This window comes from Marivita sp. NO-S04 (assembly GCF_059070475.1).
The window spans coordinates 943,550-970,502 of the sequence record NZ_CM180980.1 but is presented as its reverse complement, the minus strand read 5'-3'; the positions used below and the strand labels follow the sequence as shown (position 1 = coordinate 970,502).

The 26,953-nt window shown below is 59.5% G+C and carries 37 protein-coding genes; 20 read left to right on the top strand and 17 right to left on the bottom strand.

Annotation, left to right across the window (positions count from 1 at the left end; all coding sequences use genetic code 11):
- Nucleotides 1-11: 11 nt before the first annotated feature.
- The 10 genes from ACK3EW_RS05180 (at nt 12) to ACK3EW_RS05135 (ending at nt 4,506) form a co-directional block, all read left to right on the top strand.
- Nucleotides 12-377 (top strand): glycine zipper family protein, encoded by a 366-nt coding sequence (locus ACK3EW_RS05180; RefSeq protein WP_439120364.1) that lies wholly within the window; start codon nt 12-14, stop codon nt 375-377.
- Nucleotides 378-398: 21 nt separating this feature from the next.
- Nucleotides 399-575 carry a hypothetical protein gene (locus ACK3EW_RS05175; RefSeq protein ID WP_493808728.1) on the top strand — a complete coding sequence of 59 codons (177 nt, stop codon included), beginning with the start codon at nt 399-401 and terminating at the stop codon, nt 573-575.
- On the top strand, nt 572-1,453 hold the full coding sequence (locus ACK3EW_RS05170; protein ID WP_493808727.1) for an SDR family oxidoreductase: 882 nt from the start codon (nt 572-574) through the stop codon (nt 1,451-1,453). Before ACK3EW_RS05175 ends, ACK3EW_RS05170 begins: the two co-directional genes overlap by 4 nt.
- Nucleotides 1,450-2,112 (top strand): hypothetical protein, encoded by a 663-nt coding sequence (locus ACK3EW_RS05165; RefSeq protein ID WP_493808726.1) that lies wholly within the window; start codon nt 1,450-1,452, stop codon nt 2,110-2,112. Before ACK3EW_RS05170 ends, ACK3EW_RS05165 begins: the two co-directional genes overlap by 4 nt.
- Before the next feature lie 116 nt (nt 2,113-2,228).
- Entirely contained in the window at nt 2,229-2,555 is a 327-nt protein-coding gene (gene hmuQ, locus ACK3EW_RS05160; protein WP_439120368.1) for a heme-degrading protein HmuQ, read from the top strand.
- 231 nt (nt 2,556-2,786) lie between these two features.
- Nucleotides 2,787-2,957 carry a hypothetical protein gene (locus ACK3EW_RS05155; protein ID WP_493808725.1) on the top strand — a complete coding sequence of 57 codons (171 nt, stop codon included), beginning with the start codon at nt 2,787-2,789 and terminating at the stop codon, nt 2,955-2,957.
- 5 nt (nt 2,958-2,962) lie between these two features.
- Nucleotides 2,963-3,127: a hemin uptake protein HemP gene (gene hemP, locus ACK3EW_RS05150; RefSeq protein ID WP_493809692.1), complete on the top strand. Its 165-nt coding sequence runs from the start codon at nt 2,963-2,965 to the stop codon at nt 3,125-3,127.
- An 80-nt stretch (nt 3,128-3,207) separates the two neighbouring features.
- Nucleotides 3,208-3,468 (top strand): DUF1289 domain-containing protein, encoded by a 261-nt coding sequence (locus tag ACK3EW_RS05145; protein ID WP_439120370.1) that lies wholly within the window; start codon nt 3,208-3,210, stop codon nt 3,466-3,468.
- Between the two features lie 39 nt (nt 3,469-3,507).
- Nucleotides 3,508-3,930: a hypothetical protein gene (locus ACK3EW_RS05140; RefSeq protein ID WP_493808724.1), complete on the top strand. Its 423-nt coding sequence runs from the start codon at nt 3,508-3,510 to the stop codon at nt 3,928-3,930.
- 105 nt (nt 3,931-4,035) lie between these two features.
- Nucleotides 4,036-4,506 carry a Dps family protein gene (locus tag ACK3EW_RS05135; RefSeq protein ID WP_085631341.1) on the top strand — a complete coding sequence of 157 codons (471 nt, stop codon included), beginning with the start codon at nt 4,036-4,038 and terminating at the stop codon, nt 4,504-4,506.
- A gap of 88 nt (nt 4,507-4,594) precedes the next feature.
- On the opposite strand, the gene ACK3EW_RS05130 is transcribed toward ACK3EW_RS05135, so the two are convergent.
- The 5 genes from ACK3EW_RS05130 to ACK3EW_RS05110 all read right to left on the bottom strand — a co-directional run bounded on the left by ACK3EW_RS05130 (nt 4,595) and on the right by ACK3EW_RS05110 (nt 9,332).
- A complete protein-coding gene (locus ACK3EW_RS05130; RefSeq protein ID WP_493808723.1) occupies nt 4,595-5,314 on the bottom strand; it encodes a GNAT family N-acetyltransferase in 720 nt (239 codons plus the stop codon).
- Nucleotides 5,315-5,418: 104 nt separating this feature from the next.
- Entirely contained in the window at nt 5,419-6,897 is a 1,479-nt protein-coding gene (locus tag ACK3EW_RS05125; protein WP_493808722.1) for an aldehyde dehydrogenase, read from the bottom strand.
- A gap of 8 nt (nt 6,898-6,905) precedes the next feature.
- Entirely contained in the window at nt 6,906-7,940 is a 1,035-nt protein-coding gene (locus tag ACK3EW_RS05120) for an LLM class flavin-dependent oxidoreductase (RefSeq protein ID WP_493808721.1), read from the bottom strand.
- A 41-nt stretch (nt 7,941-7,981) separates the two neighbouring features.
- Nucleotides 7,982-8,761, bottom strand: coding sequence for an alpha/beta fold hydrolase (locus ACK3EW_RS05115; RefSeq protein WP_493808720.1), 780 nt, complete (start codon nt 8,759-8,761; stop codon nt 7,982-7,984).
- Nucleotides 8,733-9,332, bottom strand: a complete 600-nt coding sequence (locus ACK3EW_RS05110) for an amino acid synthesis family protein (RefSeq protein ID WP_493808719.1) — start codon at nt 9,330-9,332, stop codon at nt 8,733-8,735. Before ACK3EW_RS05110 ends, ACK3EW_RS05115 begins: the two co-directional genes overlap by 29 nt.
- Nucleotides 9,333-9,438: 106 nt before the next feature.
- Here ACK3EW_RS05110 and ACK3EW_RS05105 point away from each other — a divergent pair, with 106 nt between their 5' ends.
- From ACK3EW_RS05105 to ACK3EW_RS05090, 4 genes are all read left to right on the top strand, one after another.
- Nucleotides 9,439-10,281 carry a LysR family transcriptional regulator gene (locus ACK3EW_RS05105; protein WP_493808718.1) on the top strand — a complete coding sequence of 281 codons (843 nt, stop codon included), beginning with the start codon at nt 9,439-9,441 and terminating at the stop codon, nt 10,279-10,281.
- A gap of 121 nt (nt 10,282-10,402) precedes the next feature.
- Nucleotides 10,403-12,019 (top strand): GMC family oxidoreductase, encoded by a 1,617-nt coding sequence (locus ACK3EW_RS05100; RefSeq protein WP_493808717.1) that lies wholly within the window; start codon nt 10,403-10,405, stop codon nt 12,017-12,019.
- Between the two features lie 11 nt (nt 12,020-12,030).
- Nucleotides 12,031-13,131: a mandelate racemase/muconate lactonizing enzyme family protein gene (locus ACK3EW_RS05095; protein ID WP_493808716.1), complete on the top strand. Its 1,101-nt coding sequence runs from the start codon at nt 12,031-12,033 to the stop codon at nt 13,129-13,131.
- Nucleotides 13,132-13,208: 77 nt separating this feature from the next.
- The gene (locus tag ACK3EW_RS05090; protein WP_493808715.1) at nt 13,209-13,784 is read left to right on the top strand and encodes a carboxymuconolactone decarboxylase family protein; all 576 of its coding nucleotides are present in this window, start codon (nt 13,209-13,211) and stop codon (nt 13,782-13,784) included.
- Here the strand turns inward: ACK3EW_RS05090 and ACK3EW_RS05085 are convergent.
- The gene (locus ACK3EW_RS05085; protein ID WP_493808714.1) at nt 13,772-14,779 is read right to left on the bottom strand and encodes a succinylglutamate desuccinylase/aspartoacylase family protein; all 1,008 of its coding nucleotides are present in this window, start codon (nt 14,777-14,779) and stop codon (nt 13,772-13,774) included. The genes ACK3EW_RS05090 and ACK3EW_RS05085 overlap by 13 nt on opposite strands.
- Nucleotides 14,780-14,996: 217 nt before the next feature.
- On the opposite strand from ACK3EW_RS05085, the gene ACK3EW_RS05080 reads away from it, so the two are divergent.
- From ACK3EW_RS05080 to ACK3EW_RS05065, 4 genes are read left to right on the top strand one after another with little or no spacing between them, the layout of a single operon-like run.
- Nucleotides 14,997-15,743 carry an amino acid ABC transporter ATP-binding protein gene (locus tag ACK3EW_RS05080; protein ID WP_493808713.1) on the top strand — a complete coding sequence of 249 codons (747 nt, stop codon included), beginning with the start codon at nt 14,997-14,999 and terminating at the stop codon, nt 15,741-15,743.
- Nucleotides 15,743-16,588 carry an amino acid ABC transporter permease gene (locus tag ACK3EW_RS05075; protein ID WP_493808712.1) on the top strand — a complete coding sequence of 282 codons (846 nt, stop codon included), beginning with the start codon at nt 15,743-15,745 and terminating at the stop codon, nt 16,586-16,588. Before ACK3EW_RS05080 ends, ACK3EW_RS05075 begins: the two co-directional genes overlap by 1 nt.
- A 42-nt stretch (nt 16,589-16,630) precedes the next feature.
- Complete coding sequence (locus ACK3EW_RS05070) at nt 16,631-17,464, top strand: transporter substrate-binding domain-containing protein (protein ID WP_439120383.1); 834 nt, start codon at nt 16,631-16,633, stop codon at nt 17,462-17,464.
- A gap of 56 nt (nt 17,465-17,520) precedes the next feature.
- Nucleotides 17,521-18,396 (top strand): amino acid ABC transporter permease, encoded by an 876-nt coding sequence (locus ACK3EW_RS05065; RefSeq protein WP_085631411.1) that lies wholly within the window; start codon nt 17,521-17,523, stop codon nt 18,394-18,396.
- On the opposite strand, the gene ACK3EW_RS05060 is transcribed toward ACK3EW_RS05065, so the two are convergent.
- Entirely contained in the window at nt 18,393-19,511 is a 1,119-nt protein-coding gene (locus tag ACK3EW_RS05060) for a hypothetical protein (protein WP_493808711.1), read from the bottom strand. The two genes, ACK3EW_RS05065 and ACK3EW_RS05060, sit on opposite strands and share 4 nt — an antisense overlap.
- Before the next feature lie 64 nt (nt 19,512-19,575).
- Between ACK3EW_RS05060 and ACK3EW_RS05055 the strand changes: the two genes are divergently transcribed.
- Nucleotides 19,576-20,547, top strand: coding sequence for a LysR substrate-binding domain-containing protein (locus ACK3EW_RS05055; protein WP_493808710.1), 972 nt, complete (start codon nt 19,576-19,578; stop codon nt 20,545-20,547).
- A 95-nt stretch (nt 20,548-20,642) separates the two neighbouring features.
- Nucleotides 20,643-21,668, top strand: coding sequence for an aromatic ring-hydroxylating dioxygenase subunit alpha (locus tag ACK3EW_RS05050; protein ID WP_493808709.1), 1,026 nt, complete (start codon nt 20,643-20,645; stop codon nt 21,666-21,668).
- On the opposite strand, the gene ACK3EW_RS05045 is transcribed toward ACK3EW_RS05050, so the two are convergent.
- From ACK3EW_RS05045 to ACK3EW_RS05000, 10 genes are all read right to left on the bottom strand, one after another.
- Nucleotides 21,660-21,986, bottom strand: a complete 327-nt coding sequence (locus ACK3EW_RS05045; RefSeq protein WP_439121541.1) for a non-heme iron oxygenase ferredoxin subunit — start codon at nt 21,984-21,986, stop codon at nt 21,660-21,662. The two genes, ACK3EW_RS05050 and ACK3EW_RS05045, sit on opposite strands and share 9 nt — an antisense overlap.
- A complete protein-coding gene (locus ACK3EW_RS05040; protein WP_493808708.1) occupies nt 21,983-22,702 on the bottom strand; it encodes a fatty acid desaturase in 720 nt (239 codons plus the stop codon). The genes ACK3EW_RS05045 and ACK3EW_RS05040 overlap by 4 nt, the downstream gene beginning before the upstream one ends.
- Nucleotides 22,703-22,711: 9 nt before the next feature.
- The gene (locus ACK3EW_RS05035) at nt 22,712-23,800 is read right to left on the bottom strand and encodes an IS4 family transposase (RefSeq protein ID WP_493808707.1); all 1,089 of its coding nucleotides are present in this window, start codon (nt 23,798-23,800) and stop codon (nt 22,712-22,714) included.
- 32 nt (nt 23,801-23,832) lie between these two features.
- Nucleotides 23,833-24,150, bottom strand: coding sequence for a hypothetical protein (locus ACK3EW_RS05030; RefSeq protein WP_493808706.1), 318 nt, complete (start codon nt 24,148-24,150; stop codon nt 23,833-23,835).
- Nucleotides 24,151-24,329: 179 nt separating this feature from the next.
- Complete coding sequence (locus ACK3EW_RS05025) at nt 24,330-24,527, bottom strand: CsbD family protein (RefSeq protein ID WP_439121340.1); 198 nt, start codon at nt 24,525-24,527, stop codon at nt 24,330-24,332.
- Nucleotides 24,528-24,548: 21 nt separating this feature from the next.
- Nucleotides 24,549-24,791, bottom strand: coding sequence for a hypothetical protein (locus tag ACK3EW_RS05020; RefSeq protein WP_085631300.1), 243 nt, complete (start codon nt 24,789-24,791; stop codon nt 24,549-24,551).
- A 61-nt stretch (nt 24,792-24,852) separates the two neighbouring features.
- A complete protein-coding gene (locus ACK3EW_RS05015; protein WP_439121341.1) occupies nt 24,853-25,314 on the bottom strand; it encodes a baeRF12 domain-containing protein in 462 nt (153 codons plus the stop codon).
- A complete protein-coding gene (locus tag ACK3EW_RS05010) occupies nt 25,307-25,519 on the bottom strand; it encodes a hypothetical protein (protein WP_439121342.1) in 213 nt (70 codons plus the stop codon). Before ACK3EW_RS05010 ends, ACK3EW_RS05015 begins: the two co-directional genes overlap by 8 nt.
- Nucleotides 25,512-25,910, bottom strand: a complete 399-nt coding sequence (locus ACK3EW_RS05005) for a DUF4112 domain-containing protein (protein WP_493808705.1) — start codon at nt 25,908-25,910, stop codon at nt 25,512-25,514. The genes ACK3EW_RS05010 and ACK3EW_RS05005 overlap by 8 nt, the downstream gene beginning before the upstream one ends.
- 39 nt (nt 25,911-25,949) lie before the next feature.
- Entirely contained in the window at nt 25,950-26,918 is a 969-nt protein-coding gene (locus tag ACK3EW_RS05000; protein ID WP_493808704.1) for a YihY/virulence factor BrkB family protein, read from the bottom strand.
- Between the last annotated feature and the right edge of the window lie 35 nt (nt 26,919-26,953).

The window sequence follows — 26,953 nt, the reverse complement described above, 5'->3', positions numbered from 1 at the left end:
GGACACTCCACATGAAACGATTGACCTCTGCCGCGTTCGGCACCGTTTTCTTGATCGCAGCCTGCACCGATAGCGGCACAAACCACACGCCGATCCTTGATGGTCCCGCCAACGCGGCTTTCGACGCCGATCTGGCCGCGTGCCGGGCTCTGGCGCGGAACCAACGCCAGTTCGATCAGGAAACCCTTGGTGCCGCCGCATTGGGCGCAGGCGCGGGCGCTGTGCTGGGCGAATTGGACGAAGACGGCGACGCGCTGGGGGGTGCCGTTGCGGGCGCTCTAGCCGGAGGTATCGCAAGTGCCGTTGACGTGTCGGAGCGACGAAAGGCCATCGTCATCGCGTGCCTACAGGGCCGCGGCCACCCGGTTGTCGGCTGACGGTTTCGAAGGGACATTTCCATGCACACTTTACTTGAACTTCGGCGTCATCGCTTCGACGCCATGCACGATTTTCTGACCGGAGAGCATCCCGCTCGGGCCCGACAATCCGCCAGATCACGGTCCATCGAGGCGCGGCTTTGCATCGCTGTCGGTCTGGCGGCTTGTGTCGCCCTGATCGGCTTGGCCATGACATGATGGGGGCCCACATTAAAACAGTCTTTATCGCAGGGGCCACGGGCTATCTTGGTCGCTATCTCTGCGCCGAATACAGCCGACGCGGATGGTACGTCATTGCCTTGGTGCGCACTGCAAAAACTGCCGGTGCGCTGGCTGCCAGCAGCGTGGTCGAAGCCGAAGCGACACAGCCCGAAAGCCTGACAGGGCTTATGGACGGGGTGGACCTTGTGGTGTCCGCACTGGGGATCACACGGCAAGCCGATGGGGTTGGCTACCGCGACGTTGACTATCAGGCCAATCTCAACCTGCTGCACGAGGCAGAGCGCGCGCGCGTCGGCCGCTTTGCCTACCTGCATGTTCTGAACGCAGCTGCCTTGCGCAATCTCCCACTGGTCGCCGCAAAAGCCGATTTCGTGGCTGCACTGCGATCGTCTCGGATCGCGTCGACGGTGGTTGCCCCGTCTGGCTATTTTTCCGACATAGAGGACGTTCTGAGCATGGCGCGGTCGGGCCGCGTCTGGCTGTTCGGGTCCGGTCTGACCCGGATGAACCCGATCCACGGCGCGGATTTGGCACATGTCGTGGCAGACGCAACCGATGCCGGCACAGCATGGCAGGAGGTCGGAGGCCCCGAGACCTTTACACAGATCGAACTCGCCGAATTGGCGTTCGCCAGTATCGGCGCGCCGATCCGGATCACACATCTGCCGGATGCCCTGCGACGCTGCGCGTTGTGTCTGCTTCCGTGGGTCACACCGCGTCGGGTCCATGGACCGGCGACGTTCTTCCTGTCCGCCTGTGCGATTGACATGGTGGCTCCGCCACAAGGCACACACCGGCTGTCTGAGCACTTCAAGGCGCTTTGGGACGCACAGGGTTTGGGGGTGATCAGATGACACTCATACGTACAGGCGGGTATGCGGCCTTTGCATGCGCTGCCACATATCTTTTCGGTTTCACATTGCTGGTCACGATATTGGCGCCGATGGGCTATGGCACAAAAGAGATCGACATCGACGCGGTTGCGGCGTTCATCTATCGCTCTCCGGGTATCATAACGGTCTGGAACACGACGATTTACATCGTCAATGGCCTTGCCCTTCTGGTACTCGTGGTGGCGCTGTCAGACCACCTGCGGCCCGGATCAGGACCATGGGCGCAGCTTGCGCAAGCGATGGGCGTGGTTTGGGCAACGCTGGTGCTGGGCGCTGGCATGATCGCCAATGTCGCCACCGAGCGCGTGGTCGCGATCTACGTCAACTCTCCACAGGATGCCGCAGCGCTGTGGGAGATATTGCACAGCGTCGAATTGGGATTGGGCGGTGGCAACGAGATCGCCGGAGCCGCATGGATCCTGTGCGTCAGCAGCTTGGGGGCCGCAAAAGCCGCCCTGCCGCGCCGGGTCACTTACCCCGGAATGATCACCGGACTTGCAGGACTCGCCACGCTGATTCCACCCGTTGCAGACAGCGCTGGAGCAGTCTTTGGCTTGGGCGCGATCCTGTGGTTTCTGCTTGTTGGACGCGTTTTGCAACGCGCCTCGGTCTCTGGGTGATGGGGACTGTCGGCTAATGAGGATCGCCGGATGTCCGGTATCCTCTTCACCCTGACACAGGCGGCGCTGACCTGTTACCGTCCGACTCAATACAGACCGATCAAAGGACACATCCCATGTATCTCGCCATGAACCGCTTTACCGTCCCACTGGAAAACGCTGCAGAGTTCGAAGAGCTGTGGCTGTCGCGCGAAAGCCGGTTACAGGACATGGCTGGGTTCGTGTCGTTTCATATGCTCAGAGGTCCTGAGGAGTCTGGCAGCGTGCTTTATGCGTCGCACACGGTGTGGGAAAACGAAGACCATTTTCGGGCCTGGACCACCAGTGCCGAATTCCGCGCGTCCCATGCTCGTGCGGGCGACACGCGCACGCTCTACGACGGCGCACCTCGCTTTGAAGGCTTCACCTCAATCCAGTCGATCGACGCGCTGCAGACGACCTGACATCGCACGCGATCTCAGCAGACCGGCGCATCGCCACCAACCGTCTGCCCGACGGGCGGATTGACGCGGCCGTTGCGCCATTTAAAGCCAGATTTTTACTTGACTAAAAAAGTCAGATACAGATAGCTTAGGTCATTCCCGACTGAATCTATCGGGATTCTTTGCGCGATGATCGTGCCCCATCCCAGCCACCGCAATGGCAGCCCGGATGTCACAGGAAAGGAGAGCCCCATGACGACACCCGAGCCGAAACTGACTCAAAGCCCGACACCGCCAAGCTCTTTGGGCTGGCGCGACCTGATCCAATCGAACAGCGAACACGGCGCCATCGAAGGATTTGCCCTCGAACAGATCATCGACATGCAACACGACCACGTTCGCCATTCCGGAGAGGCGCAATGAGCCTGATGCAGAACCTCCCAACCCCGCGCAACATTGACGACGCAGACGGGACAGCCGTCTATGATGCGCGCGATCTGATCGTGAACGGGCTCAAGGCCGCGATTGTTCTCGACGGGCAGACATACACCCTCCGGATCACGCGCGCGGGCAAGCTGATCCTGACAAAATAGGGACACGGCCCCGATACAGGATGCAATGGCCCTGCCCGAGCCAGACTGCGACACCAGTTCTTCCTTCAAGCGAGGCAAAAATGCCGAAAGTTCCCAGCCCCTGCATCGGCGTCTGCAAGTTCAAGCGAGAGGGACATTGCATTGGTTGTTCGATGACCAAGGACCAGAAATCCGCCTTCAAATCCTTTAAGAAAAACGCGCATCGGGAAGCCTTTGTCGAACTGGTCGTCGCGCAGCAAAGCTGTATGGGACGATACAAACACTGGGAAACCGCCTATGCAAAACGGTGCGGAAAGAAGAAGGTCAAACTGCAAATCCTCAATGGCGGCAAGGCCGCCTGACACCCCCTTAGAAACATGACGAGACGGGACCGGCAGGGCATGAAAGCCGCACAACGACAGACATCCACGTCAAGGTTCGAAGTACCGCGCGACGATGATGCGAATGGTCGGTTTCTCGATCATCTTCGCCAGTCTGCGCGGGCAGCGCGGTGCAAAAGCTATGTCGACCTGTTCGGAGCCTGCGCCCTGCTGTCACGTGACCCCCGGATCGCGTCTCTGGCCGCCACGGATTTTCTGATGCGCAGCCTGTCACAAGCACTTGGCCAACGCCCTGTTCTGTTTCGTCCGGGCGAGACGAAAACAAGCTTTGACGAAGACTGGCTGCTGGCCCTCGCGCGCAGCTTGAAAACCGATGACGTGGCAAGCGCGACCTTCCTGTTGCATTCGCGGGTGCCAAAACACGCACGCCGCACATTGGTGTCGCTGTTGCGCAATGTGGTCGACACTTTTTACAGGATTTAGAAAGATTCTAAACATGCTTGTCGTCAGGCAACGCGCACTCTAACCTGACACTGCAAGCCAGCCCGTCGCCAGCCAGCGCCCCTTTCCATTTCACAGGAGCTGCAGATGACACAGACCGCACAATCCCTTTCCACCGATGCCACAACTCAGCTTGCAGACGCACTGAACCAATGCGTGGCCGAAACCGCCGTCACCACCATGCTGGCGCAGAGTTTCCACTGGAACGTCACCGGCATGGCCTTTGGCCCCCTTCATGACCTGTTCCAGAAAATATACGAAGATCACTTTGTGGCCCAAGACGATCTGGCGGAACGGATCAAGGCCTTGGACGCACATGCCGAGGGCACGTTGGCCGGCATGCTGAAGCGGTCCAAAGTGTCCGAAACCGAAGGTGCGCCTGCGGCAGAAGACATGATCCGCCTGATGAAAGAAGCGCAGGAAACCCTTGCTGAAACCTTGGCGGGCGCAGGCGAACTTGCAGCACAGCACGGCGATACGCTAACCGAAGATCTGTGCATCGCACGCGGGCAGACGCATGAAAAATTCGCTTGGATGCTGCGCTCGCATCTGGCCTGATGGTGGTCCACGCGCAGGTTTTCGCTTTTGACACAGTGCACAGCCGCATTGCGCAGGTTGTTAATCACTTTGGCAGGGCGATACGCCTTCAACGATCCCGGCGGAGCAGTCTCCAAGACCGCTCTGCTGGGCCTTCATCTTGAAACCCTGCTTTCCCGAGCACCCGCAGTGATGCCACATTGCCAGTTTTGACCCGCGCCCGGAGTGACATCAGCGCCACGTCTTCAGCAAAGCACTGACGCACAAACGGCGGCACGACGGCACTGGCAAACCCCTGCCCCCAATACGGACGTCCGAGCCAATAGCTCAGTTCTGCCGAGCGTGGTCCGGTTGCGTCTGTGTCGTATTGCAGACGCACCTGCCCGATGGGAACATCGTCGTAGATCACGGCATGCACCTGATGATGGGTCCCGTGCATCGAAATCTCGATGAGCGACTGCGCCAACTCCACCCTGACCGGATCGGGAAACGGCTCTGGAAGCGTGTCCCACAGGACGCGATCGTTCAGCAAATCGGCGAGCCTTGGGGCATCCCCCATATCCCACGGGCGCAGATGCAAGTGCAAACCAACGCTGCGGCGTACGCGCCCGGCCCTTGGATGCGCAGGATCGGTCACTTCGTTGGTAAACAGATCGTCCACGCTTTGCGCCAACACCCATCCGCATTGCGCCGGGTCGTAGGCGACCGAAATGCCCTCAGACGTGCAGAAAGCAAGCTCGTCCTGGCTCAGGATGCCATCCGACCGCGAGCGATCCAAACGAAAGGGTTTGCCACACGGCAGGGTCAGTAATTTGGAGTCACCTAACATCACACACTCCTCTCGAAACTATGGTGTATGTGGGGGCGATTTTTAAAGTTGCAACAAAAATACTTCTTTGCTGTTTGTTTCAGTCCAAGGGACGCGAAACAGGGTCACCGCATCACGAACGGGTTGGCCATCGGCGCCTCGGACGTGCTGATCCAAACCGTCTTGGTGCGCGTGTAATCGTGGATCGCCTCGATCCCCGCTTCGCGCCCGTATCCTGACTGATTGAACCCGCCAAACGGCGCGATCGGCGACACGGCACGGTAAGTGTTCACCCAGCAAATCCCGGCCTTGATCCGCGCCGACACGCGATGTGCACGGGCGACGTTCTGGGTAAAGACGCCCGATCCCAAACCAAACGGGGTCGCGTTGGCCAATGAGATGGCCTCTTCTTCCGTATCGAACGGCAACAGCGACATGACCGGGCCGAACATCTCGACCTTAAGCGTTTCAGTGTCGGCATCAGCACATTTGACCAAAGTGGGCGCCATGTAATTCCCGGGGCGATCCAAACGGGCGCCGCCGAACTGGATTTGTGCCCCGCCTTCAACCGCAGCAGCCAAAGTGGCCTCAATCCGCATGACCTGCGCCTCTGTGCAAAGCGGGCCGATATGCGTGACGGCCTCAAGCGGATCTCCGATCACCACATTCGCCATCTTGTCCTCGATCCGGGCGATCAGGTCGTCCATTACCGACCGATGCACCAATCCCCGGCTGCCCGCGACACAGCTTTGCCCAGACGCGCCGAAATTACCGGCGATCAACCCATTGGCCGCGCCGTCGAGATCGGCGTCCTCGAACACGAGGATCGGGGATTTCCCACCCAGTTCCAGCGTTGTCACCGCGAAATTCTCGGCCGAATTGCGCACCACATGCCGCGCGGTTTCCGGCCCGCCGGTAAAGGCGATACGGTCCACATCGGGATGACGGGTCAGCGGGATGGCACAGTTCTCGGCATCACCCGTGATCACCGACACCACACCCGGCGGAAAGCCTGCCTTTTCGACCAACCGCGCGAATTCCAGCATCGGCGCAGGCGCGATTTCCGACGCCTTGAGAACAACGCTGCATCCTGCTGCCAAAGCCGGACCCAGCTTGGTCGCGGTCAGGAACATCTGCGCATTCCACGGCACGATGGCCACCACGACACCAATCGGTTCGCGGCGGGTGAAAACATGCATATCCGGCTTGTCGATCGGCAGGACCGCGCCTTCGATCTTGTCGGCCAAACCCGCATAATAGCGATAGTAATCCGCGACATACCCCGTCTGGCTTGCGGTCTCCGCCAAGAGCTTGCCACTGTCCGTGGTCTCAACCCGACCAATCTCTTGGGCATGTTCAGCGACTAGATCCGCCAGACGATACAGCAGCTTGCCCCGCTGCGTCTGGGACATGTCGCGCCATGCCGGATCGTTCAGCACCCTCCGCCCAGCCCCAATCGCGCGGTCCACATCCCCCGCATCCGCACAGGCAAACGTCGCCCAATCCGCGCCCGTCGCCGGGTTCTGCGTGGTCATCACCTGCCCGCTGCCCCCGTCGGTCCAGGCACCGTCGATGAAAAGCTGGTAGTGCGGAAGCTGGGTCATGGAATCTCTCACTGAAAAGCTGGCATCACGTCGTCGATGAACCGCGCAAGCGACGCGCGCTTACGCTCAAAACTCATGCCGCTGTCGATCCAGAACGAATATTCATCATAGCCCAGATCTTCGTAGCGTTTGATCTGATCGATCACCTGATCCGCTGTCCCTATGGTCAAGTCACGCGCCATGTTCTCGGGGGACATCATCGCGTTTGCGTTCATCTCATCCTCGCTCAGCGGCGCGATCAAGCCTTGGCTGACCGGGCGCTTGTTCTGGAACCATGCCCCGAAATAACAATAAAAGCGCGACAATTCCTTGGCCGCAACAGCCACGTCAGCCTCGTCCGCGCCGACATAGGTGTGATGCAACAGCATGATCTTGGGGCGAGGCCCGTCATAGCTGGCACAGGCATCGTTAAACCGGCCCATCAGAGTCGTGATCTCCTCCATCCCCATCCAGAGCGGCGTGACCTGAATGTTAAAACCGTTATGGACGCCAAACTCATGGCTGTTCGGATCGCGCGCGGCGATCCAGATCGGCGGGCCATCGGGTTGAACAGGTTTCGGCGCTGATGTGGTCGCCGGGAACTGGAAGAACTCCCCTTCATGGGCACAGTCCCCCGCCCACAGCTTGCGGAGAAGCGGCGTGATTTCCCGCATCCGCTGCCCAGCCTCCCACGCGTCCATTCCGGGCCGGAGCCGTTCGTATTCGTAGGAGTACGCGCCACGCGCAATGCCCAGTTCGATCCGCCCCCCGGTCAGCAAGTCCGCCGACGCCGCTTCACCGGCAAGCTTAATCGGATGCCAGAACGGCGCGATGATTGTCCCAGTGCCCAAGCGCACATTCTTCGTATGGTGTGCAACATTCACCAAGGACATCAGAGGGTTAGGCGCGATGGTGAACTCCATACCGTGGTGTTCGCCTGTCCAGACCGCGCGCATCCCAGCGTCGTCAGCCATCTTGCACAGCGCGATGAACTCTTCATTCAACTGGTCATGCGGCTGGTCCGGCGTCAGCCGTTCCATGTGCACGAAAAGCGAGAACTCCATGCCTCAGATCCTTTCCAAGATGAGAGCAACAACAGCCGAGGTCACGACAACACCTCAGCCGCAAAATCCAAGAGCGCCGCGTTGACCACTTCGGGATGGGTCATGGGCATCATATGCGCCGCATCCGGCACGATGATCGCGCGCCCTTTCGGAGTGAGCGCCGCCATCGCCTCGGACATTGCCGGCGTCGAGTTCGGCTCCGACGCGCCAGTCATGAACAGCGCGGGGCACGTCAGTCCGGCCAATGCGTCCCTACGCGGGCCGGGATCGTGGGCAAACGCAGAATAAGCGGCTTTGTAGCCGTCAGGCGCGACTGTACAGAGCCAGTCGCAGCAGGCCTCACGTTCGTCCGACCCTTGATCTTCGAACCATCGGTCCAAAGCGCCTGTCGGGTCTGCAACCGTGACGCCGTCCAACTCTGCCGCCCGCTTCTGCACAGCCTCCGCCGCCATCGAACTGCGCTCAAATATCGCGTTCAACGCAACCACGCCCCGCACCCGCTCTGGCGCGCGGGCTGCCAGATCAAGCGCGATCATCGCACCCATCGAATGCCCCACGATCAGCGCAGGGCCGTCAAAGGCGCCAAGCACCGCATCGGCATAGTCGGACACACGGGTCAGGTTGGGCCGCACCGCGCTGTCTCCATGGCCGGGCATGTCCGGCGCGGTCACGTGATACCGCTTTGATAAAGCGTCGATCTGGCGGTTCCATGCCTCAGCACGCAAGCCAACGCCATGCAACAGCACGATCTGCGCCCCCTCACCCGCTTCAATCGCGGCAAGGCCAGATCGTTCAGACCGCGGCCGGGTTGTCCAGATCATGTCCCAAATCCTTAAGGTCCTGATAGCGGTCGCCAATCCGGTGATGCGGCCGACCCGACGTCGCAGCACCCAGCGCCACAACGATCTCGTCGGCGCGCGGCGCATCGGGAATGGAGAACTGGATGGTCAGATAATGTGACCGGCGGCCCGCATCATTCTTGTCCATCAGCGGCACCATGATCGGCGCATTTGCGGGGCCGCGTGTGTTGGTGAAGGCAAGGTAGGACTTAGCCCCCACCGCCTGCCGATAGTGATTGCCGAACCGCAGCGTGTGGATCAGGCCCGAGGCATGTTCGACCTCGCCATCAAGCCCGACCACAGCCGCCTTGCCGTAGGCTTCGATGGCATCGCCGCCGCCAGCCAGCCGCAGCATCCGGTCGGTCAGCATCTCGCCCAGAACCGGGCCATAAGCGCGAATTTCCGGGGTCAGGTCTTCGACATACCGGCCCGCCCATGGGTTTCGCAAAACCGCCGCGACTGCAAACATACGCCACGGAGTATCAGACGGTTTGAACCCTTCGATCAGCACCTCTTCGTCATAGGTCACGATCTTGCGGATTTCTGGTGCCATGTTGGTCTCCTGTTCGCTGACGGAGACACTAGAAACCGGCAAATTCTTTGACAAACGAATGAATTGCAGGGCTAGGTATTAATAACAGTAATGGCTTGTTTGACCCATGGCAAAATCGCTCCCACCCCTGACGTGGTTCCGCTCGTTCGAAGCCGCGGCCCGGCACCTGAGTTTCACCGCTGCCGCCGAAGAAATCGGCCTGACCCAATCCGCTGTTAGCCAACAGGTGAAATCTTTGGAGTTGCGCCTGCGCGTGCCTCTCTTCGTCCGACAAGCGCGGGGGTTGATGCTCACCGATGACGGGCGGCGGCTTTTGCCCGAGATCAGCGCGGCGCTTGATGCACTGGCGGGCGCGGCAGGCCGGTTTGAGGCGGGACCGGTGGAAAACCTGCTGACCGTCGCCACCTCGGTCAGTGTCGCGCAATGGGTCATCGCCCCGCGCCTGCCCGATTTCACCGCGCGCCATCCGAACATCCGGCTGCGCCTTCTCAGCGCGATCTGGCCCGATGATTTCCACTCAGCCCGCGCCGATGTCGAAATCCGGTTTGGATCGTCGAAACAGGCAGGCCAGAACGCGGAGCCGTTGCACCCCAACAACCTGATCGCACTGAAATCCCCTGCCATCACAGGCACGCTCGATACGCTGCCCTTGATCGAAGCGGTGGGCACCTCAGGCGGTTGGCGCGAATGGTCGGACAAGGTGGGCAGCCATCGGCAACCATCGCTTTTTGCCGACACCTACGGCATGGCGTTGCAACTGGCGGCGCATGGCAATGGCGTGGCGCTGGTCAGTGCGGTGCTGGCTGGCCACGCGATACAGACCGGCGTGGTCGAACGAGCGCACTCGGCATCCATTCCAAGCCAAGAAGGGTACTTCCTGTCGATTGCCGAACCCAGCAACGCGGCGTCGCAGTTCCGGGCGTGGTTCCTTGAGCAATTGGTGAAATGATCCCAGCCAAATGCGATGGCTTGCGCGACCGGAACGATCCATTTAACGCTGTGCCACTGGCGATTTCGCAACACCCGCGATCGCTACACAAAACTGGCACGCGACCCATCGGAGGACAGGCTTGGACGCATTTGATTTCGTGATCGTCGGAGCGGGCTCCGCCGGATCGGTGCTCGCCAATCGTTTGACGGCGTCCGGAAAATACACCGTGCTTCTGCTCGAAGCGGGCGGGTCCGACAAAACCCCATTGGTCCAAATTCCCATCGGCTACGGCAAGATCTTCTACGACGCCAAGGTGAATTGGAAATACATCACGGAACCGGACCCCAATCTGGACAATCGCCCCATCTACTGGCCGCGTGGCAAGGTGCTGGGCGGATCAAGTTCGATCAATGCCATGGTCTATGTGCGCGGTCACCAAAACGATTACGCCGAATGGAGCGCCGCCGCCCCCGGCTGGGGGTGGAGCGATGTTGAACCGCTGTTTCGACGGATGGAAAACTGGGACGGCGCGCCCAGCCCGGCGCGTGGGACAGATGGCCCTCTGGCTGTGCATGATGTCTTGCCGGATGTGCACCCCCTCACCCGCGTCTACCTTGAGGCTGCCGCACAGGCCGGGTTTCCGACGAACCCGGATTACAACGGCCCTGACATGGAAGGCGCCACAACTTACCAGATCACCACGAAGGGCGGGTTCCGTGCTTCAGCGGCGCGCTGTTACCTCGACCCCGCCCGCAAGCGGCCAAACCTTGAAATCCGCGCGCGTGCACATGCGACCCGTGTCCTTTTCGATGGCACCCGCGCCATCGGGGTCGAATATCGTCACAAAGGCCAAATCAAGACCGCGCGCGCGCGAGCCGAGGTGATCCTGTCCGGCGGGGCCATCAATTCACCGCAGCTCTTGCAGCTGTCCGGTATAGGACCGGGGCAGGTGTTGCAGGACCACGGCATCGACGTGCTGCTGGACGCGGCGCAGGTGGGTCGCAACCTTCAGGACCATCTGGGCAGCGACAACCTGTTTGTGTCCAAGGTGGCCAGCCTCAATCAGGAACTGCGTCCGTTTATCGGCAAGGTGAAAGCGGCGCTGCATTATGCGATGAAACGCAAGGGGCCGCTGTCGCTCAGCCTCAATCAGGGGGGTGGCTTTGTCCGTGTGTTGGACGAGTCCCCCGGCCCCGATATGCAGCTCTACTTTTCGCCGGTCAGCTACACCCGTGCACCTGTCGGCGTGCGCCCCCTGATGAGCCCCGACCCCTTCCCCGGTTTCCTGATTGGGTTCAACCCCTGCAAGCCAACCAGCGTCGGGCACCTGCAAATCCGGTCCCCTGACCCGTTCGTAGCACCCGAAATGCACCCGAACTACATGTCCACTGACTATGATCGCAGGTTGATGGTGGCGGGCACGAAACTGATGCGCCGGATCGCAGAGACCCAAGCCATGAGCGCCGTCATCGACAGTGAACTGTTGCCCGGCGCGCAGATCGACGATGACGCCGCTATCGAGGCTTATATCCGCAAAACGTCGTGGACCGTCTTTCACCAGTGTTCGACCTGCCGTATGGGCAGCGACCCAGCGACCTCGGTTGTGGACCCTCGGCTCAGGGTGCGCGGGATCGACGGGCTGCGGGTGGCGGATGCGTCGATCTTCCCGTCCATCCCCACCGGCAACACCAACGCCCCCGCCATGATGGTGGGCGAAAAAGCATCGGACCTCATCCTGCAAGACGCGCTTGGCTGAAAGGACACGCCATGAAGCTGAAATCCATCGAGACCTTCACCACCCCGGATGTCGGCTTTGTGCGCGTCACCGCTGAGGACGGCACGCAGGGCTGGGGTCAGGTGTCGACCTATCATTCCGACATCACCTGTAAGGTGCTGCACCGGCAGGTGGCACCATGGACGTTGGGACAGGACACCACCGATCTGGATGACCTTCTGGATATCGTCACCGAGCGCGAACACAAATTCCCCGGCTCCTACCTGCGTCGTGCGATGGCGGGTCTGGATACCGCGATTTGGGATTGGCGCGGCAAGCAACAGGGCAAGCCGGTGGTCGAACTCTTGGGCGGCACACCCGGCAAAATCCGCGCCTATGCATCTTCGATGAAGCGCGACATCACCCCGGCGGACGAGGCAGCACGGCTCAAGCATCTGCGTGACACGCAGGGCTTTGATGCGTTCAAGGTCCGCGCTGGTGCCGAGGTGGGCCGCAATCAGGACGAATGGCCCGGTCGTACCGAGGAAATCATCCCGACCATGCGCCGCGAACTGGGACCGGATGTGGACCTGCTGATCGACGCCAACAGCTGTTATTCCCCAGATCGCGCCATCGAAGTCGGCCACATGCTACAGGATCACGGTTTCAGCCATTTCGAGGAACCCTGCCCCTATTGGGAATTGGAGCAGACCAAGCGCGTGACCGATGCCTTGCTGATCGACGTCACGGGCGGTGAGCAGGATTGCGACCTGCCCACGTGGAAACGCATGATCGACATGCGGGCGGTGGACATCGTGCAGCCCGACATCCTTTATCTTGGTGGCATCTGCCGCACGCTGCGCGTTGTTCGGATGGCCGAGGCTGCGAAACTACCTGTGACCCCCCACTGCGCCAACTGGTCGATGGTGACGCTGTTCACCATGCACCTGCTGCGGGCGATCCCGAATGCGGGCAAGTATCTGGAGTTCTCCATCGAAGGACCGGACTATTACCCATGGCAGGAGGGTTTGTTCGTGCAATCGCCTTACGGGATCGAAGACGGCCATGCCTGCGTCACCGACGCCCCCGGTTGGGGAGTCGAGATCAGCCCCGAATGGCTTGCACGGTCCAGCTATCAGATGAGCGAGGTCTAGCGGCGTCAAAGCCCCTTGCTTTGTCGTCGTCAGACTGCCGATACTTGCGGCACCACACAGCCCCAAGGAGCCTCGCAATGACCGCATGGATCGATATGATCTCGGACGAAGACGCCTCGCCGCGTCTGAAGGAACTGCTGGATCAGGCGCGCACGCCGCATGGCACCGTCGACACCGTGATGCGCGTGCATTCGCTGCGCCCAGAAACCATGTACGGGCATGTGGCACTTTATCGGTCGGTGCTGCATTCCGACGACAACAGGCTGCCGTTCTGGTTTCTGGAAGTGGTGGCCAGCTACACGTCGATCCTGAACGATTGTACCTATTCGCTGACGCACCACTTTATGAACGTCCGCAACCTGCTCAAGGATCAGCCGCGCTCTGACCGGATTTTCACCGCTCTTAAGGCGCACCGCCCGGAAGATGAATTCGGGGGTAAGGAACTGGCCCTGCTGCGTTATGCGGCAAAGCTGACAGTGTCAGTGGGCAAGATGGTGAAATCGGACTTCGAAGCGCTGAAGATTGCAGGATGTGACGACGGAGAGATTCTCGAGGTCAATCAGGTCTGCGCTTATTTCAATTATTCCAACCGCTTGCTGAACGGTCTTGGAGCAACAACTGAAGGTGATATCGTGGGCTATTACAAAGCCTGATCCACGTCCTGCACCACCAAGAGCAACATCTCGCCGCGTTTCACAAAGCCACGATTGGTGTGGGCGAGGATCATCCCGTACTGCGGAATCGTTAAGCGAACAGACGGCCGTTCGGGCTCTGTCACATGGTGGAACCACCCGGCAAAATCACCGGCGGTCACATCCTGTCCAGCACTCAGCGCACGGTCGAACAGCCCTTCGGATGTGGCATAAAGCGACGCGCCGGGGTCGCGGATCTCCACCACGCGCGGCTTGGGTGTGTGATGCACCTCGCCGGCGATCATGCCCAAATGACGCAGGATGTTCCAGATCCCAGCCTCTGCCTGACCGGTGATAGTCGGATCGACCCCGCCTCCGCCGCCAAGTTCGGTTGCGATCATCGGGACACCTGCGCGGTCTGCGGCAGAGTTCACCGAACGATTGTCATTATGCCCGCCCAGACGCCAGACCAAGGGCAAGCCGAAGAGATGGGCAAGCTGCATGTTCTTCGCCGCAAGCGCCGGGTCGTCCGTCAGTGTTGGCAACGCGCAGGGCTCGAAAAACGACGCTTTTCCGCCTGAATGCAGATCAATCGCCGCATCACAAAGCGGCAGGATCTCGGTTTCCAAAAAATGTGCGATCATCGCGGTTGGCCCACCGTCTCGGGCGCCCGGAAAAGCGCGGTTCAGGTTGGCCGCGTCCAGCGGCGACACCCGCGATGACGCCGTGACTGCGGGCATGTTCAAAGCGGGAAAGGCAATGATCTGACCGCGCAAGTGCGACGGATCAACCGAATGCAGCACGCGCATAATCGCGGATGGTCCTTCGAATTCGTCCCCATGTGTGCCCCCGAGCAAGAGCAGCACAGGCCCGCCCGCCCCCTTGACCGACGCAACCGGGATCGGGTGATAGCCCAGCGGATTGCTGTTGTCGGACCAACGCAGCATGGCGTCGCCCGTGTGTTTGCCCTGCAGAGAAAGATCAATCGTCAAAGCGATGCGGCTGGGAGTTTTCATGGTCGTCGGTTGCCTCCTGCGATCCTCACATTACCTGACGCTGATCGAGAGAAAACATCAACTGCCAGACCGTGAATGGGAGCGATCAGAATTGCAGCATCCGCGAAAACTGGATCGCCCACACCTTGATCAGCCAAAAGTTTACCTTGCACTTGCAAGGACTTCCTTGGTTTGATGGACGCAGCCACTGGGGAAGATCTATCAATGTCTGCTTTGCATGCCGGATAATGCGCCGATCATTACGTTTGACCATGTCGACAAGTTCTATGGCGACTTCCACGCCCTCAAGGACATCTCGATCAGCGTCCGCGAAGGCGAGCGGATGGTGGTGTGCGGCCCGTCCGGTTCGGGCAAGTCGACCCTCATCCGCTGCATCAACGGGCTGGAGTTCCACAATTCCGGAGTTCTGACTGTCGACGGGGTCGAGGTGTTTGAGGACTCCAAACACATCTACCGGCTGCGGCAAGAGGTCGGGATGGTGTTCCAGCAGTTCAACCTGTTTCCGCACCTGACCGTTCTGGAAAACCTGACCATCGGTCCGATCAAGGTGCGCAAGGTGTCCCCGTCCGAAGCGGAACGGACTGCGCGCAAATATCTTGAGCGCGTGCGCATCCCCGAACAGGCCGACAAATACCCATCCGCCTTGTCCGGCGGCCAGCAACAGCGCGTGGCGATTGCACGGTCGTTGTGTATGGAAAGCCGGATCATGCTGTTTGACGAACCAACCTCGGCGCTTGATCCCGAGATGATCAACGAAGTGCTCGACGTGATGGTCGAACTGGCTGACACCGGCATGACGATGGTCGTCGTCACCCACGAGATGGGCTTTGCCCGCAAGGTCGCGGACACGATGGTGTTCATGGACGCAGGCGAGATCGTGGAATCCGCCCCGCCAGAGGTGTTTTTCACCAACCCTGCCAGCGCCCGATGCCGTGCGTTCCTTGACCAAATTCTGGATCACTGATGAGCATCGCAGAGCCGACATACACCCCCAAAGGCCGCGCGTTGCCGCAGCGCCAACCTATTGCCAAGGCGATTGATTCAGTCACGTTCTCGATCATCGCCTATGCTTTTATCGTCGGCGGCATCGTTTGGCTGGCCTATAGCGGCGCTCAGGCGATGGGGTATAATTGGCAGTGGTATCGCATTCCGCAGTATTTCTATTCCTTCACCGAAGACGGGTTCCAATGGGGCGAGATCAGTGTCGGGCTGGTCAAGACCCTGACCCTGTCCAGCATTGCCTTTGCCCTTGCCGTCGTCATGGGCCTGATCGTTGCGTTGCTGCGCCTGTCGGGATTGATCGTCTGCACGGCGGTGTCGGTCGCATTCCTTGAACTGATCCGCAACATTCCGCTGCTGGTGCTGCTTTACCTCTTTTACTACGTGCTGGGTCCGATCTTCGGCTTTGACCGTTACTGGGCCAGCATCCTATGTCTTGCGGTGTTCCATTCTGTCCTGATTTCCGAGATTTTTCGCGCCGGGATCAACGCAGTTCAAAAGGGCCAGTGGGAGGCCGCAACCTCGATCGGTATGTCAAAGGGACAGGCCTATCGCTACATCATCCTGCCCCAATCCATCCGCTTCATGCTGCCGCCCATGACCGGCGAAGTGGTCCATATGGTCAAGTCCTCCGCCATCGTCAGCGTAATTGCGGTGGCCGAACTTACGACCATTGGGCGGAACATCATCTCGGAAACCTACATGAGTTTCGAAATCTGGTTCACCATCGCCGCTGTTTACATGGCGGTGACGCTGATCCTGTCCGTTGGCGTGTCGTTCGTCGAAAAACGATACGCCGCTGATATATAACCCGCGCTTTCAAGGCGCATTTTCTGAACAGGGAGTTCACTCATGAATATCACCAGAAGATTTCTAGGCGCCGCCTTTGGCGCGACACTGGCGGCCACGGCTGCCCTACCCGCGTTGGCCCAGAGCACCGCACAAGACGTGGCTTCGGCAAGCGTGATCGAAACCATCAAGGAACGCGGCGTCATCAAGATTGGTCTGTCGCTTTTCAAGCCGTGGTCGATGCGTGACCTGAACGGCGAACTGATCGGGTTCGAGCTGGATGTGGGCCGCCAATTGGCCGAGGACATGGGCGTTGAGGTTGAATTTGTGCCGACCTCGTGGGACGGGATCATCCCGGCCCTCGTGTCGGGCAATTTCGACACCATCATCAGCGGCATGACCGTCACTCCGCAGCGCAACCTGACTGTCAACTTTACCGTGCCTTACGCTTATTCCGGCATGACCATCCTTGCCAACACAGCGATGACCGAAGGCTTTACGCTGGAAGACTACAACAGCTCGGACGTGACCTTCGCGGCCCGTCGCGGGGCCACACCGGCCACCGTGATCGCGGATATGTTCCCCGAGGCGACGCTGCTGCTGTTTGACGAGGACGGTGCGGCCACACAGGAAGTGCTGAACGGCAACGCCCACGCCACCATGGCGTCGGAACCCACGCCCTCCAGCGAAGCGCGCCGCTATCCCGACGTGCTGAGCGTGCCCTTCAATCAGGCGTTCCAGGCGGGTGGCGAAGGCTTTGCCGTGCGCAAAGGTGACCCCGACGCGCTGGCCTTCTTCAACAGCTGGATCACCGCCAAGACCAACACCGGCTGGCTGAAGGAACGTCACGATTACTGGTTCCGTGGCAATGACTGGGCCGATCAGGTTCCGGAATAATCATTGCTTTGCCCCCCGGCCCCGCGCTGGGGGGCAACTTTGCAAAGGCCCATGATGTGTTGAATAGACTGAAGAAACTGCACTGGCTCGATTGGCTTGTCTTGGCCGTCGTGCTGGCGTTCTTCGGCTATATCTGGTGGAAGATCGAAGGCACGCTGAACTATAATTGGCGTTGGCACCTGATCCCAAACTATATCCTGCGCTTCCACACCGAACGCGAAGAGTGGTTCGCCAACGTCCTGCTGCAAGGGCTGATCGCCACCATTCGCATCTCGATCTACGCAAGCATCTTGGCCGTCATTCTGGGCACGATCCTTGGCATTGCGCGCTGCGCCAAGAACCTTACCATCCGCATGCTGGCGCGCACCTATCTGGAATTTCTGCGCAACATCCCACCCGTGGTGGTGATCTTCATCTTCTTCTTCTTCCTGTCGCAGCAGCTCATCACAGCGCTTAATATCGAAAGCTGGGCGCGCGAAATTGCCCGATCGGATAATCGCGCGGTGTGGGAGTTCTTCTTTGGCGACATGCGCCGCTTTCCGTCGCTCATTTCGGGCGTGATTGTTCTGGCGCTGTTCGAAAGCGCCTTTGTCGGGGAAATCGTCCGCGCCGGCATTCAGTCCATCGACCGAGGCCAGCGCGAGGCGGCGCGGTCCATCGGCATGAGCCGCACGCAGGAAATGCGCTATATCGTGCTGCCGCAAGCGCTGCACAAGGTGATGCCGCCAATGGCCAACCAGTTCATCACCCTGATCAAGGACAGCGCGATCATCTCACTGATCTCAGTGCAGGAACTGACGTTCAAGACGGTCGAACTGGTAGCCTCCACCCGCCTGATCTTTGAGGCGTGGATCACCACGGCCGCGTTCTACTTTGTGATCTGTTTTGGCTTGTCGATGCTGTTCCGCAGGCTGGAACGGCGCAAGTCTTAGGACACAGCCACCAGCGCCGGGGCGGCCCCGGTTACTGCACCCCATGGCGTCAGGCCGACATGCGTGTCGGGATGGGCAAAGATTGCCGCAGCATCGGGGTACGCGTCCAGAATGGCCTGCCCCCCGGCAAGACGCGCCGGATGAAACACCCCCTTGTCCCAGACCGGAACGCCATCGATCCAGATGCTTGGGTCCAGTACGTTCCACGAAATTTCACCGGGCGCATAGGCGCCGCAGGTGTGGAAATGCAGGATACGGGGATTGCCGAACGCGGCACCGCCCCAGCGTTCGTAATTCACCCGCGCGTCTTGTAGATACCCGCAACCGGGATGAATACCAGCGTGCCACGAATGAACAAAGTTGCGGTCGATGCCTAACTTGCCGGCCACCCGATCGTAATGTGCATTGGCCGCAGCCACATCGCGCGCGCTGCCGTCAAAGCCCAGCAACCGCCCGCGACCAAGATAAGCCATCACCGGACCGTCGAATTCCACCGTGTAGTTGTCATAGTAATGCGACCCCGTACCCGTCAGGAAGCCGCAGAGGGCAACGCGCCCGGAAAAGCTGTGCGCCGGGACGGGTTTGAACACCGACATGGGAAAGCGCATTACCGTCGTGTCGCCCTCTTCGTCGGGGGGCATTTCCGGAATTCCGACCACATCCGTACCGTTAGGACAAGTGACCCGTACGGTTGTGGCGTGGTTCAGGCTGTCGCTGATCAGCGATTTCAGCGCGACGAAGGCCGCGTAGGACGTGGTGCCAAAGCCGGACCCCAGCAACCCTTCATCAAGTGCAAAGCTCACAACGATGCGTTTGCCGGGCGGCATGTCAGAGAACCGCAGTTGGTCACCCAAGCGGGCCAGAAAGAGAACGATATCCGCCTTGTCGATCTGCACCCGCAGCGCGTCAGGCAAACGTGTCGCGTTTGGGTCAAAGCCGACATTTGCGGTCTTGACGATCAGGCCCATCTCACGGGCCATCCGCACGACGGCGTTCAGGACATGCGCGTCGAAATACCCATGTTCGGCAGGCTCATAGGCAATCAAAACACGCTCGCCGCGCTGCGCCTTGGCGCAATTCGCTAACATGTTCCAAGCCCCTGCCAATGCCGCCATGACCGCGCCTCCTGTCAGGGAAACGCTAAGATCATCCTGCGTCGGTCACCAATTGAAAGGCCGCATGAAACGCATTAGTCTGACTAATATGTTATTGAATTTGCCATTTGCTGCGCTAAGGGCGTTCGAGGCCGTCGCCCGTCACGGCAGTTTTTCCGAGGCAGCCGATGAACTGGGTGTCGGACAGAGCGCAGTCAGCCAGCATGTTAAAGCGCTGGAAGAATGGCTAGGGCATGACCTGATCACCCGAGGCCCAAAGCGGTCCCTGCCCACACGCGACGGGGCGCGGCTGGCTCTGAGCATCGCAGACGGGCTTGGGCAGATCTCGGAAGTCTGTGAGGATATCCGGGACAAACGGCGGGACGACAAGACCATCGTCATCAGCTGTCATCCGGGATTTGCATTTATCTGGCTGTTTCCACGCCTCATGAGCTTTGATCGGGCGCACCCGGATTTTGCCATTTCGATCACCACGGACACTGGATTGCGCGGCGTCGCGCGGGCCGAGGTGGACATTGCGATCCGCTATGGAACGGGGGATTTCCCCGGTTATGGCGTTGTTCCGCTGATCCGTGAAACGCTGTCGCCGGTTTGCGCGCCCGGCCTTCTGAATGGTGCAAAACCGTTGCGCAGCATCTCGGACCTGGCGTTTCACACCCAAATCCGTGATGAATTCGCGCCCACGACAACAGAATTGCCGACATGGGAATACTGGGCCCGCGAAACCGGGCACAGTCTGCCGACCCCTGCCCGCATCCGCAGCTTTGGCCAATCGAACATGGTGGTTCAGTCTGCCATTCAGGGCGATGGTGTTGCAATGGGGCGCAGCCCGCTTGTCATGGATGCGATGCGGGATGGGCGCTTGGTCCAACCCTTTCCGCAAACCGCCGCATCGCCGCTCAATTACTGGCTGGTCTACCCCGAAGACCAAAGGCGCGCCCGCAAGATCGCCTTGTTTCTGGACTGGATCATCGCCGAAGCCACAGAACAGGCACGACACCACACGCATGTGCAAACGGCATCAGGTTCTGATTAGTCAGGGTAATCTCGAAAATCAGTTGTAGAGACTGGTGCGAAGACGTGTTCCGAGGCAGTCTGGGATCATCAGGCGCGATGCAGGAAGGACAGCCCATGTTTATCAGGAATACGTGGTACGTGGCAGGTTGGTCCGCAGAGTTCGGGCGGTCGCTCAAAGCGGAAACCTATCTGGGCGAACGGGTTGTGATCTACCGTACCGAAGCCGGCGCCCCAGTGGCGCTGGAAGACGCCTGCCCGCATCGCAAGCTGCCCTTGTCGCAAGGTAACCTCAAGGGCGACACCGTCGAATGCGGTTATCACGGCCTGACCTTCGACTGCTCCGGCAGTTGCGTCGATGCCCCGACCCAGCGCGGCCAGATCCCACGCCGGGCTGTGGTGAAATCCTATCCTGTTGTCGACCGCTATCGCCTGCTCTGGATCTGGATGGGCGATCCCGACAAGGCCGATCCGGACCTGATCTTCCCGATCGAAAACTACGACAATCCCGATTGGGGTTGTACCGATGGCGGAGCGATGGACATCGACTGCCACTACCTTTGGGTCTGCGACAACCTGCTGGACCCCAGCCATGTCGCTTGGGTGCATGTGACGTCTTTCGCAGGGGCAGGTACGGATGACGGCGCATTGGACGTGAGCAAGACCGACCGCGGCGTGATCGTGGCGCGGTGGATCTATGGTCAACCGCCGTCGCCCTATTATGCCAAGCTGGTTAAGTTCGAGGGCGTCTGCGACCGGCTTCAACACTATGAAATGTGCCTGCCGGGGATTGGCCTGAACAAGTCGATCTACACCCCTCCGGGCACCGGCGGGCCGGGCAGTACGCCGGTCGAAAACACGCTGATCAACATCTCCTACAACTTCATGACCCCGATCACCGAAGACAAGACCCGGTATTTCTGGTTCCAGCACCGCAACACCGATCCGCACGACAAAGAAGTCTCTGAGCGGATGAACGCAGGCGCGCGCATGGCATTCGAAGAGGATCGCGTCGTTTTGGAACAGGTCCACAAGGGCATGAAGAACCCGGCCACCCCCTATATCGACCTTGGGCTGGATGCCGGGGCCAAGCTGTTCCGCCAGATGGTGACACGCACCATCGACGCGGAACAATCAGGCTGAGATCAGAATCTGCACGACCCCATCGACCACACGCGTCTCAAACATCCGCAGCGGCAGCCGTGCAGGGGCCGCCTTGGGTGCGCCGCTGCGTACGTCGAACAGGCCTTGATGCAGCGGGCATTCAATATGTGTGCCGTCGAAATGCCCATCGCACAGATTTGCCGCGCCATGCGTGCAGCGGGCAAGGCTGACGAAAATCCCCTCTGATGCATCGAAGACCGCCAATTCCCGCGCCCCAAGCGTCACGGGTGTCGCGTCACCGGGCTCAAGGTCACTGACCGCAATCACATCCGTCCAAGCCTTGTCCCGCGCTGTCACGCCTTGCGGGCCTCACTGTCACTGCGGGGTTTCCGACCTAACAATTGGCTGATGATGTCCACATGCGCGCCAAGATATCCCCGTTCCTCGACATAAACATAGCCCTGCAGTTTCTCGTGCAGCTTGGGCAACGCATGAAACGGCACGGACGCAGCATAGTGGTGTTCGGCGTGGTAGTTCATGTTCCAGCACAGAAATCGCATCGGACCCGAGACAAGCGAAGTGCGGGTGTTTTCTTTCATGTCGTCCACGTTGGGCCGCCCCACATGTTCGGTCAAACGGATCGCCCGCATCACCGGTTCACCCAGAAACAGCGGAACAAGCCAGTACCACAGCGGCCAAGTCCACCCCATGAAAACAGATACGACGACGATCAAAGCATAGAAAGCCAGCATCAGTCGGGCCTCGCGGACAATGATTGGCGCTTCGTACTTGGTCAGGAACGTGCGGTCTTCGTCGTTCAAGCGCCCAGCGCCATTGCGCAGAATTTGGGAAAATTTGTTGCGCCAATAGGGCTCTGAGGAAATGTACCACAGGTATTTCCAGACCGAGATTGGCAGCTCGATCAGTTCGGGATCCTGCCCCTTGAGCTGGGTGTAAGTGTGGTGATTGCAATGCTCGTAGCGAAACTGCTGAAATGGCAGGATGATCGCATAGCCGCAAATATTACCGAAAATGTTGTTGAGTTTCCGCGTCTTGAACACGGTGTAGTGCACACATTCACACTACACGACTCTGGGCCGCGGACGTTTGCGGATGGCGAGTTTGGTGCCGAAGATCGGTATGCCGTCATCGGCTCTGAGGCGGCGGCGAAGCTCGTCGAGGCCGGTCCTGAACCACGACTTGGAACAATAGCCGTGGTTTTTTCGGGCGGGGTATTTTGACCCCATGAGCTTGGATGCCGTGTAGCAGGCCATGGCTATGGCGATTGCCAATACGCCAATGAGTACACTCAACCTTTCGGAGAGTGTCATCCTCGTATCCTCAAGGTTCAAGCCCTTCGTCTTGGCGTCGGAGAACATGCATTCGATGAACCAGCGCCACCGATAGTATCGCAGGATGCGCGATCCACGGAGAGGCTCGGAACAGGCCACGATCAGCAGCTCACCACCCTTGATGCGTCGAGCCCCAAAATGCAGCTCTAGGGCTGGCTGACCAGCCTTGGCGGGTAAAGTGGCGATGAAGCCGCGCTCCCCCTTGCAACGCGACAAGTAGGATCGCAGTGCGTATTCGCGCCCCTCGACGACAATGAGCTGATCTTCCTTCACGCGGATCGCGAACGGAATGTTCTTGTCCTTGAGAAATTTGAACCATTCCTGCCCGATGAACTCCCGGTCAGCCAAGAGCATCCGGACTGTAGATGCATCGAAGCGCGCGAGAAAACGTTCCATCAAGGCGATGCGCTGCCGCGTGGTGCTGTTGCCCGAGTGGTCCAGAAAGGTCCACATCAGCGGAGCGCGGTAGCGCTCGGTCACCACGGCCAGGACGAGAACATTGACGTTGGACTGGCCGATTTTCCAGTTCGTGCGATCGAGGCACAAGTACCATCGATCCGGGTTGCCGATCAGGGACATCACAATGCTGACGCTCCAGTCCTCCGGCAGCGCCACCTGTTGAAAAAACCGCTGCAGGCGGCGGTAAGTCGACGCAACTTTTGCGCGAGTGGGGCGCTCGGCAGCAATGTGTGTCAGGTTGACGGTACGTGCGCTGATCACGCCGAGCACGAGCAAGCAGAGGGTCTCTAGGCGTGACTTGCCCAGTGGCACATGCGGCGCTAGTAGGTTGGACAGGCCGGCGAGAGCGACACGGGTCATGGACGAACTCCTTGGAGGGAAAGAGTCCGTGCTCAGAATCTATGTCGCCGGTCTGCACCAGCCCCAAAATCGCCGTCATCCGCCAGTGTCGTGTAGTGTGGCACACATTCATGCTGAAGCGAGAAAAGGTGTACGATCACCACGCCATGCACAAACATCGCGGGCCAGATCCACCAACTGTCATAGGTAAGAGCAATCAAACCAGAGGTGGCAATAAGAGCCAGCGAAAAGACCAGCACCCGCCACAAGGCGGGACCGTCAGACCGAACCATCAGCGCTTTCAACTCGCGGCGCGTCAACGCGCCTTCCTGCATGGCTTGGGTGATCGGGGTGCGAACTTCTGTCGACATGGGTGCTCCGGTGGTGTGTACCAACAGGCTACGACCCATACGCGTATATCGCAATTCCCGAAGACACTGCGCCCCCGCACTCAGGCAGTTGCGGCATCGCCCCGCCTGTCAAACGGGCAAACAAAAACGCGCGGCTGGAGGGAAACAGCCGCGCGCTTTGGGTCGTTTTGATACAGAGTTCAGATGTTGTTCAGAATCCGGTCAACAGTCTGGCGCACTTCGTCTTTCGACTTGCCCAGCTTCTGCTGGAGCACACCTTCCATCTGTTCCCGGTCACCTTTGGCTTCCTCAACGTCGTCCTCTGTCAGGTCTCCATACGCCTCGCGCAGTTGACCTTTGATTTCAGTCCATTTGCCTTCGATCACGTCGCGATCCATGAGACTCTCCGTTCGTTAAATTCAGTTAGACGCAACAGCGTCTTCTTCAGGCGATTCCACGTCGACCGTCGGGACGGTCACGGTGATATCGCGTTCTCCGACGTCGACATCGCCGACCTCGGCATCGTATTCGGGCAGATTGCCGCCTTCGATAGACACTGTCGGCAACGCACCGTCTTCGGTTTGGTCGATGTCGACCATGTAGACGCCGAATGCCACAGCCGCGACCAGCACGACACCTGCAAGAATTGCTCCGATTTTCATAACAATATCTCCTTTTTTCAGTAAGTTAACGAAGATACCATCAAGAAAGTTCCACAGATATTCAGGTATTTTCCATTTCGCGGCTCAACAGCGCTTCAATCTCGTCGATTGGATGGTTGGTCAGCACTTTGGCCACATCCAACCGCACACATGCCGCCACTTCAGGGTGCATTTCTTTGCGCAGCTCGGCCAAGGCCGGGCGGCTTGCAATGATGATCAGGTCTTTGAACCGTCCCTTGTGCACATCCCGGTACAGCTGCTCCGCGAGGTCCTTGGCGAAACGCTCTTTTTCCAGCTGGTGCCAGTCGGTGTCATCGACGGCCGAGCGCTGTACGGACGGGCCGTCGTTAAAGCGGCCCGGACGGTTTTCGGCCCAGTCCTGCGCCTTCGGATTGTCCTGTTCTTCCTTGTCGCGAACGACAAGGTTCATGTCCATGTCGTCGCCTTTGTTGACAAGGTAGAGTGCCTTTTCGCCATCTGCGATAAGAACCCATGCGTTTTGCGGTACACCTGACTTACGCATCAGCGTCACCCCCTTCATCTTCAAGGTCTTTCGTCACCCGCGTCGCGCCTGCCGGGCGTTCCGTGCTGCGTTTCTGCTCGTCTTTCGTGCCAACTGTGCGTGCCAGACGGCCACCACTGCGACCTTGCTGGTCAATACCTGCGGTGTCGCCAAACAGGTCTTCGGTTTCGCGACGGCCATCCTTTGATCTGTGCCGTTCAGCCATGTGCCACCTCCTCGGAGCTTGCGTGTATGATCCTCCGCTGCATGTCGCTCTGCAGCAGCGCGAGGTTTTTCTTGTGGGATTTGAAAGCAACGTCGAAGAGATCACCGATGATCGGAACACCGCCCACGATCAGATCGATACCAGCGTTAAGCCCCATACGGGCTAACGTGCGTTTGCGTGCGCCCATCTGGTAGCCCTGCCAGATCATCCATCCGGCGGGAACCGTGGTCACCGCGTCACCAATGCCGGGGATCACACCAAGAATGGAATCCCACCCAACGCGAACACCGATGACCGGCACGCGGAATCGGCTGTCCAGCAGCGCTGCAACGCGCGCAATGCGCGCCAGACGGTCAGCTGTATCGGCGGACGGTAACGATGTCTGGACCATGATGATCCCTCCCAAAATGCTCGGGAGGTTAACGTGTGATCAGCTTGAGGGTTCCGTTATTTCCTCACCGAACGACGCACCCAAAGTGTCTGCCTTTACCGCGCCACGGTCCCCCATCGGGCGATCGTCGCCCACGGTGCTGTCGCGTTTGGTCTGCGCTTCAAGCTCGGCATCCAACAATGCCCCCAAAAGCACAATGAACGCCGAAAGCCACAGCCAGGTCAGAAGGATGATGACCCCACCCAACGCGCCGAACGTTTCGTTGTAAGACCCGAATGACTGGACATAGAGACTGAACCCGTAACTGCCCCCCACCCAAAGCGCACAAGCCACGAACGCTCCTGGTGTCAGCCAGCGCCATTTCGCAGACCTGCGGTTTGGCCCCAATCGGTACAGCACCGCGATCCCGAACGCCCCCATGAGAAACAGGAAAGGCCAACGCAGGAACATCACCACGTCGTCAATGATGCCGTAATCCCCGAAAATCGCTGCGATCACCGGGATCGCAGCCACAACGATGATGGCGACCAGCAAACCGACAATCAGGAAAATTGTCAGTAGGATCGTAAGCGCCTTGACCACAAAGAAATTCCGGGTTTCGCGTTCTTCGTAGATGACATTCAGCCCGGCGATGAAATTCGCCACAGCCTTCGATGCGGAATAAAGCGCAATAGCCAAGCTGAACAACGCAGCAAAGCTGAGTGTCGAGCTGTCGGCATTCGCCACATCCCGCAACTGTCCCAGCACGATGGTCTGTGCCGCTTCGGGCAATAGGGCCGCAATGTCTTCGCTGTTCTCGACCAACATCTCGGGGTTAAGGAACGTCCCGGCAAAAGCCACGATAGCGGTGATGCCCGGAAACAAGGACAGCAAGCCGTAAAACGCGATCCCGGCTGCAATCAAACCCAGGTTCAAATGCGTTTGTTTGTTCCACATCCTAACGAGGACATCCAAAATCCCCTTGGTTGGGATGTGGGTCGGGCGGTGGGCGAAACGTCCACGGCTCATAGGCATGTCTCCTTGCAGGTCACAAAAGGAACCAT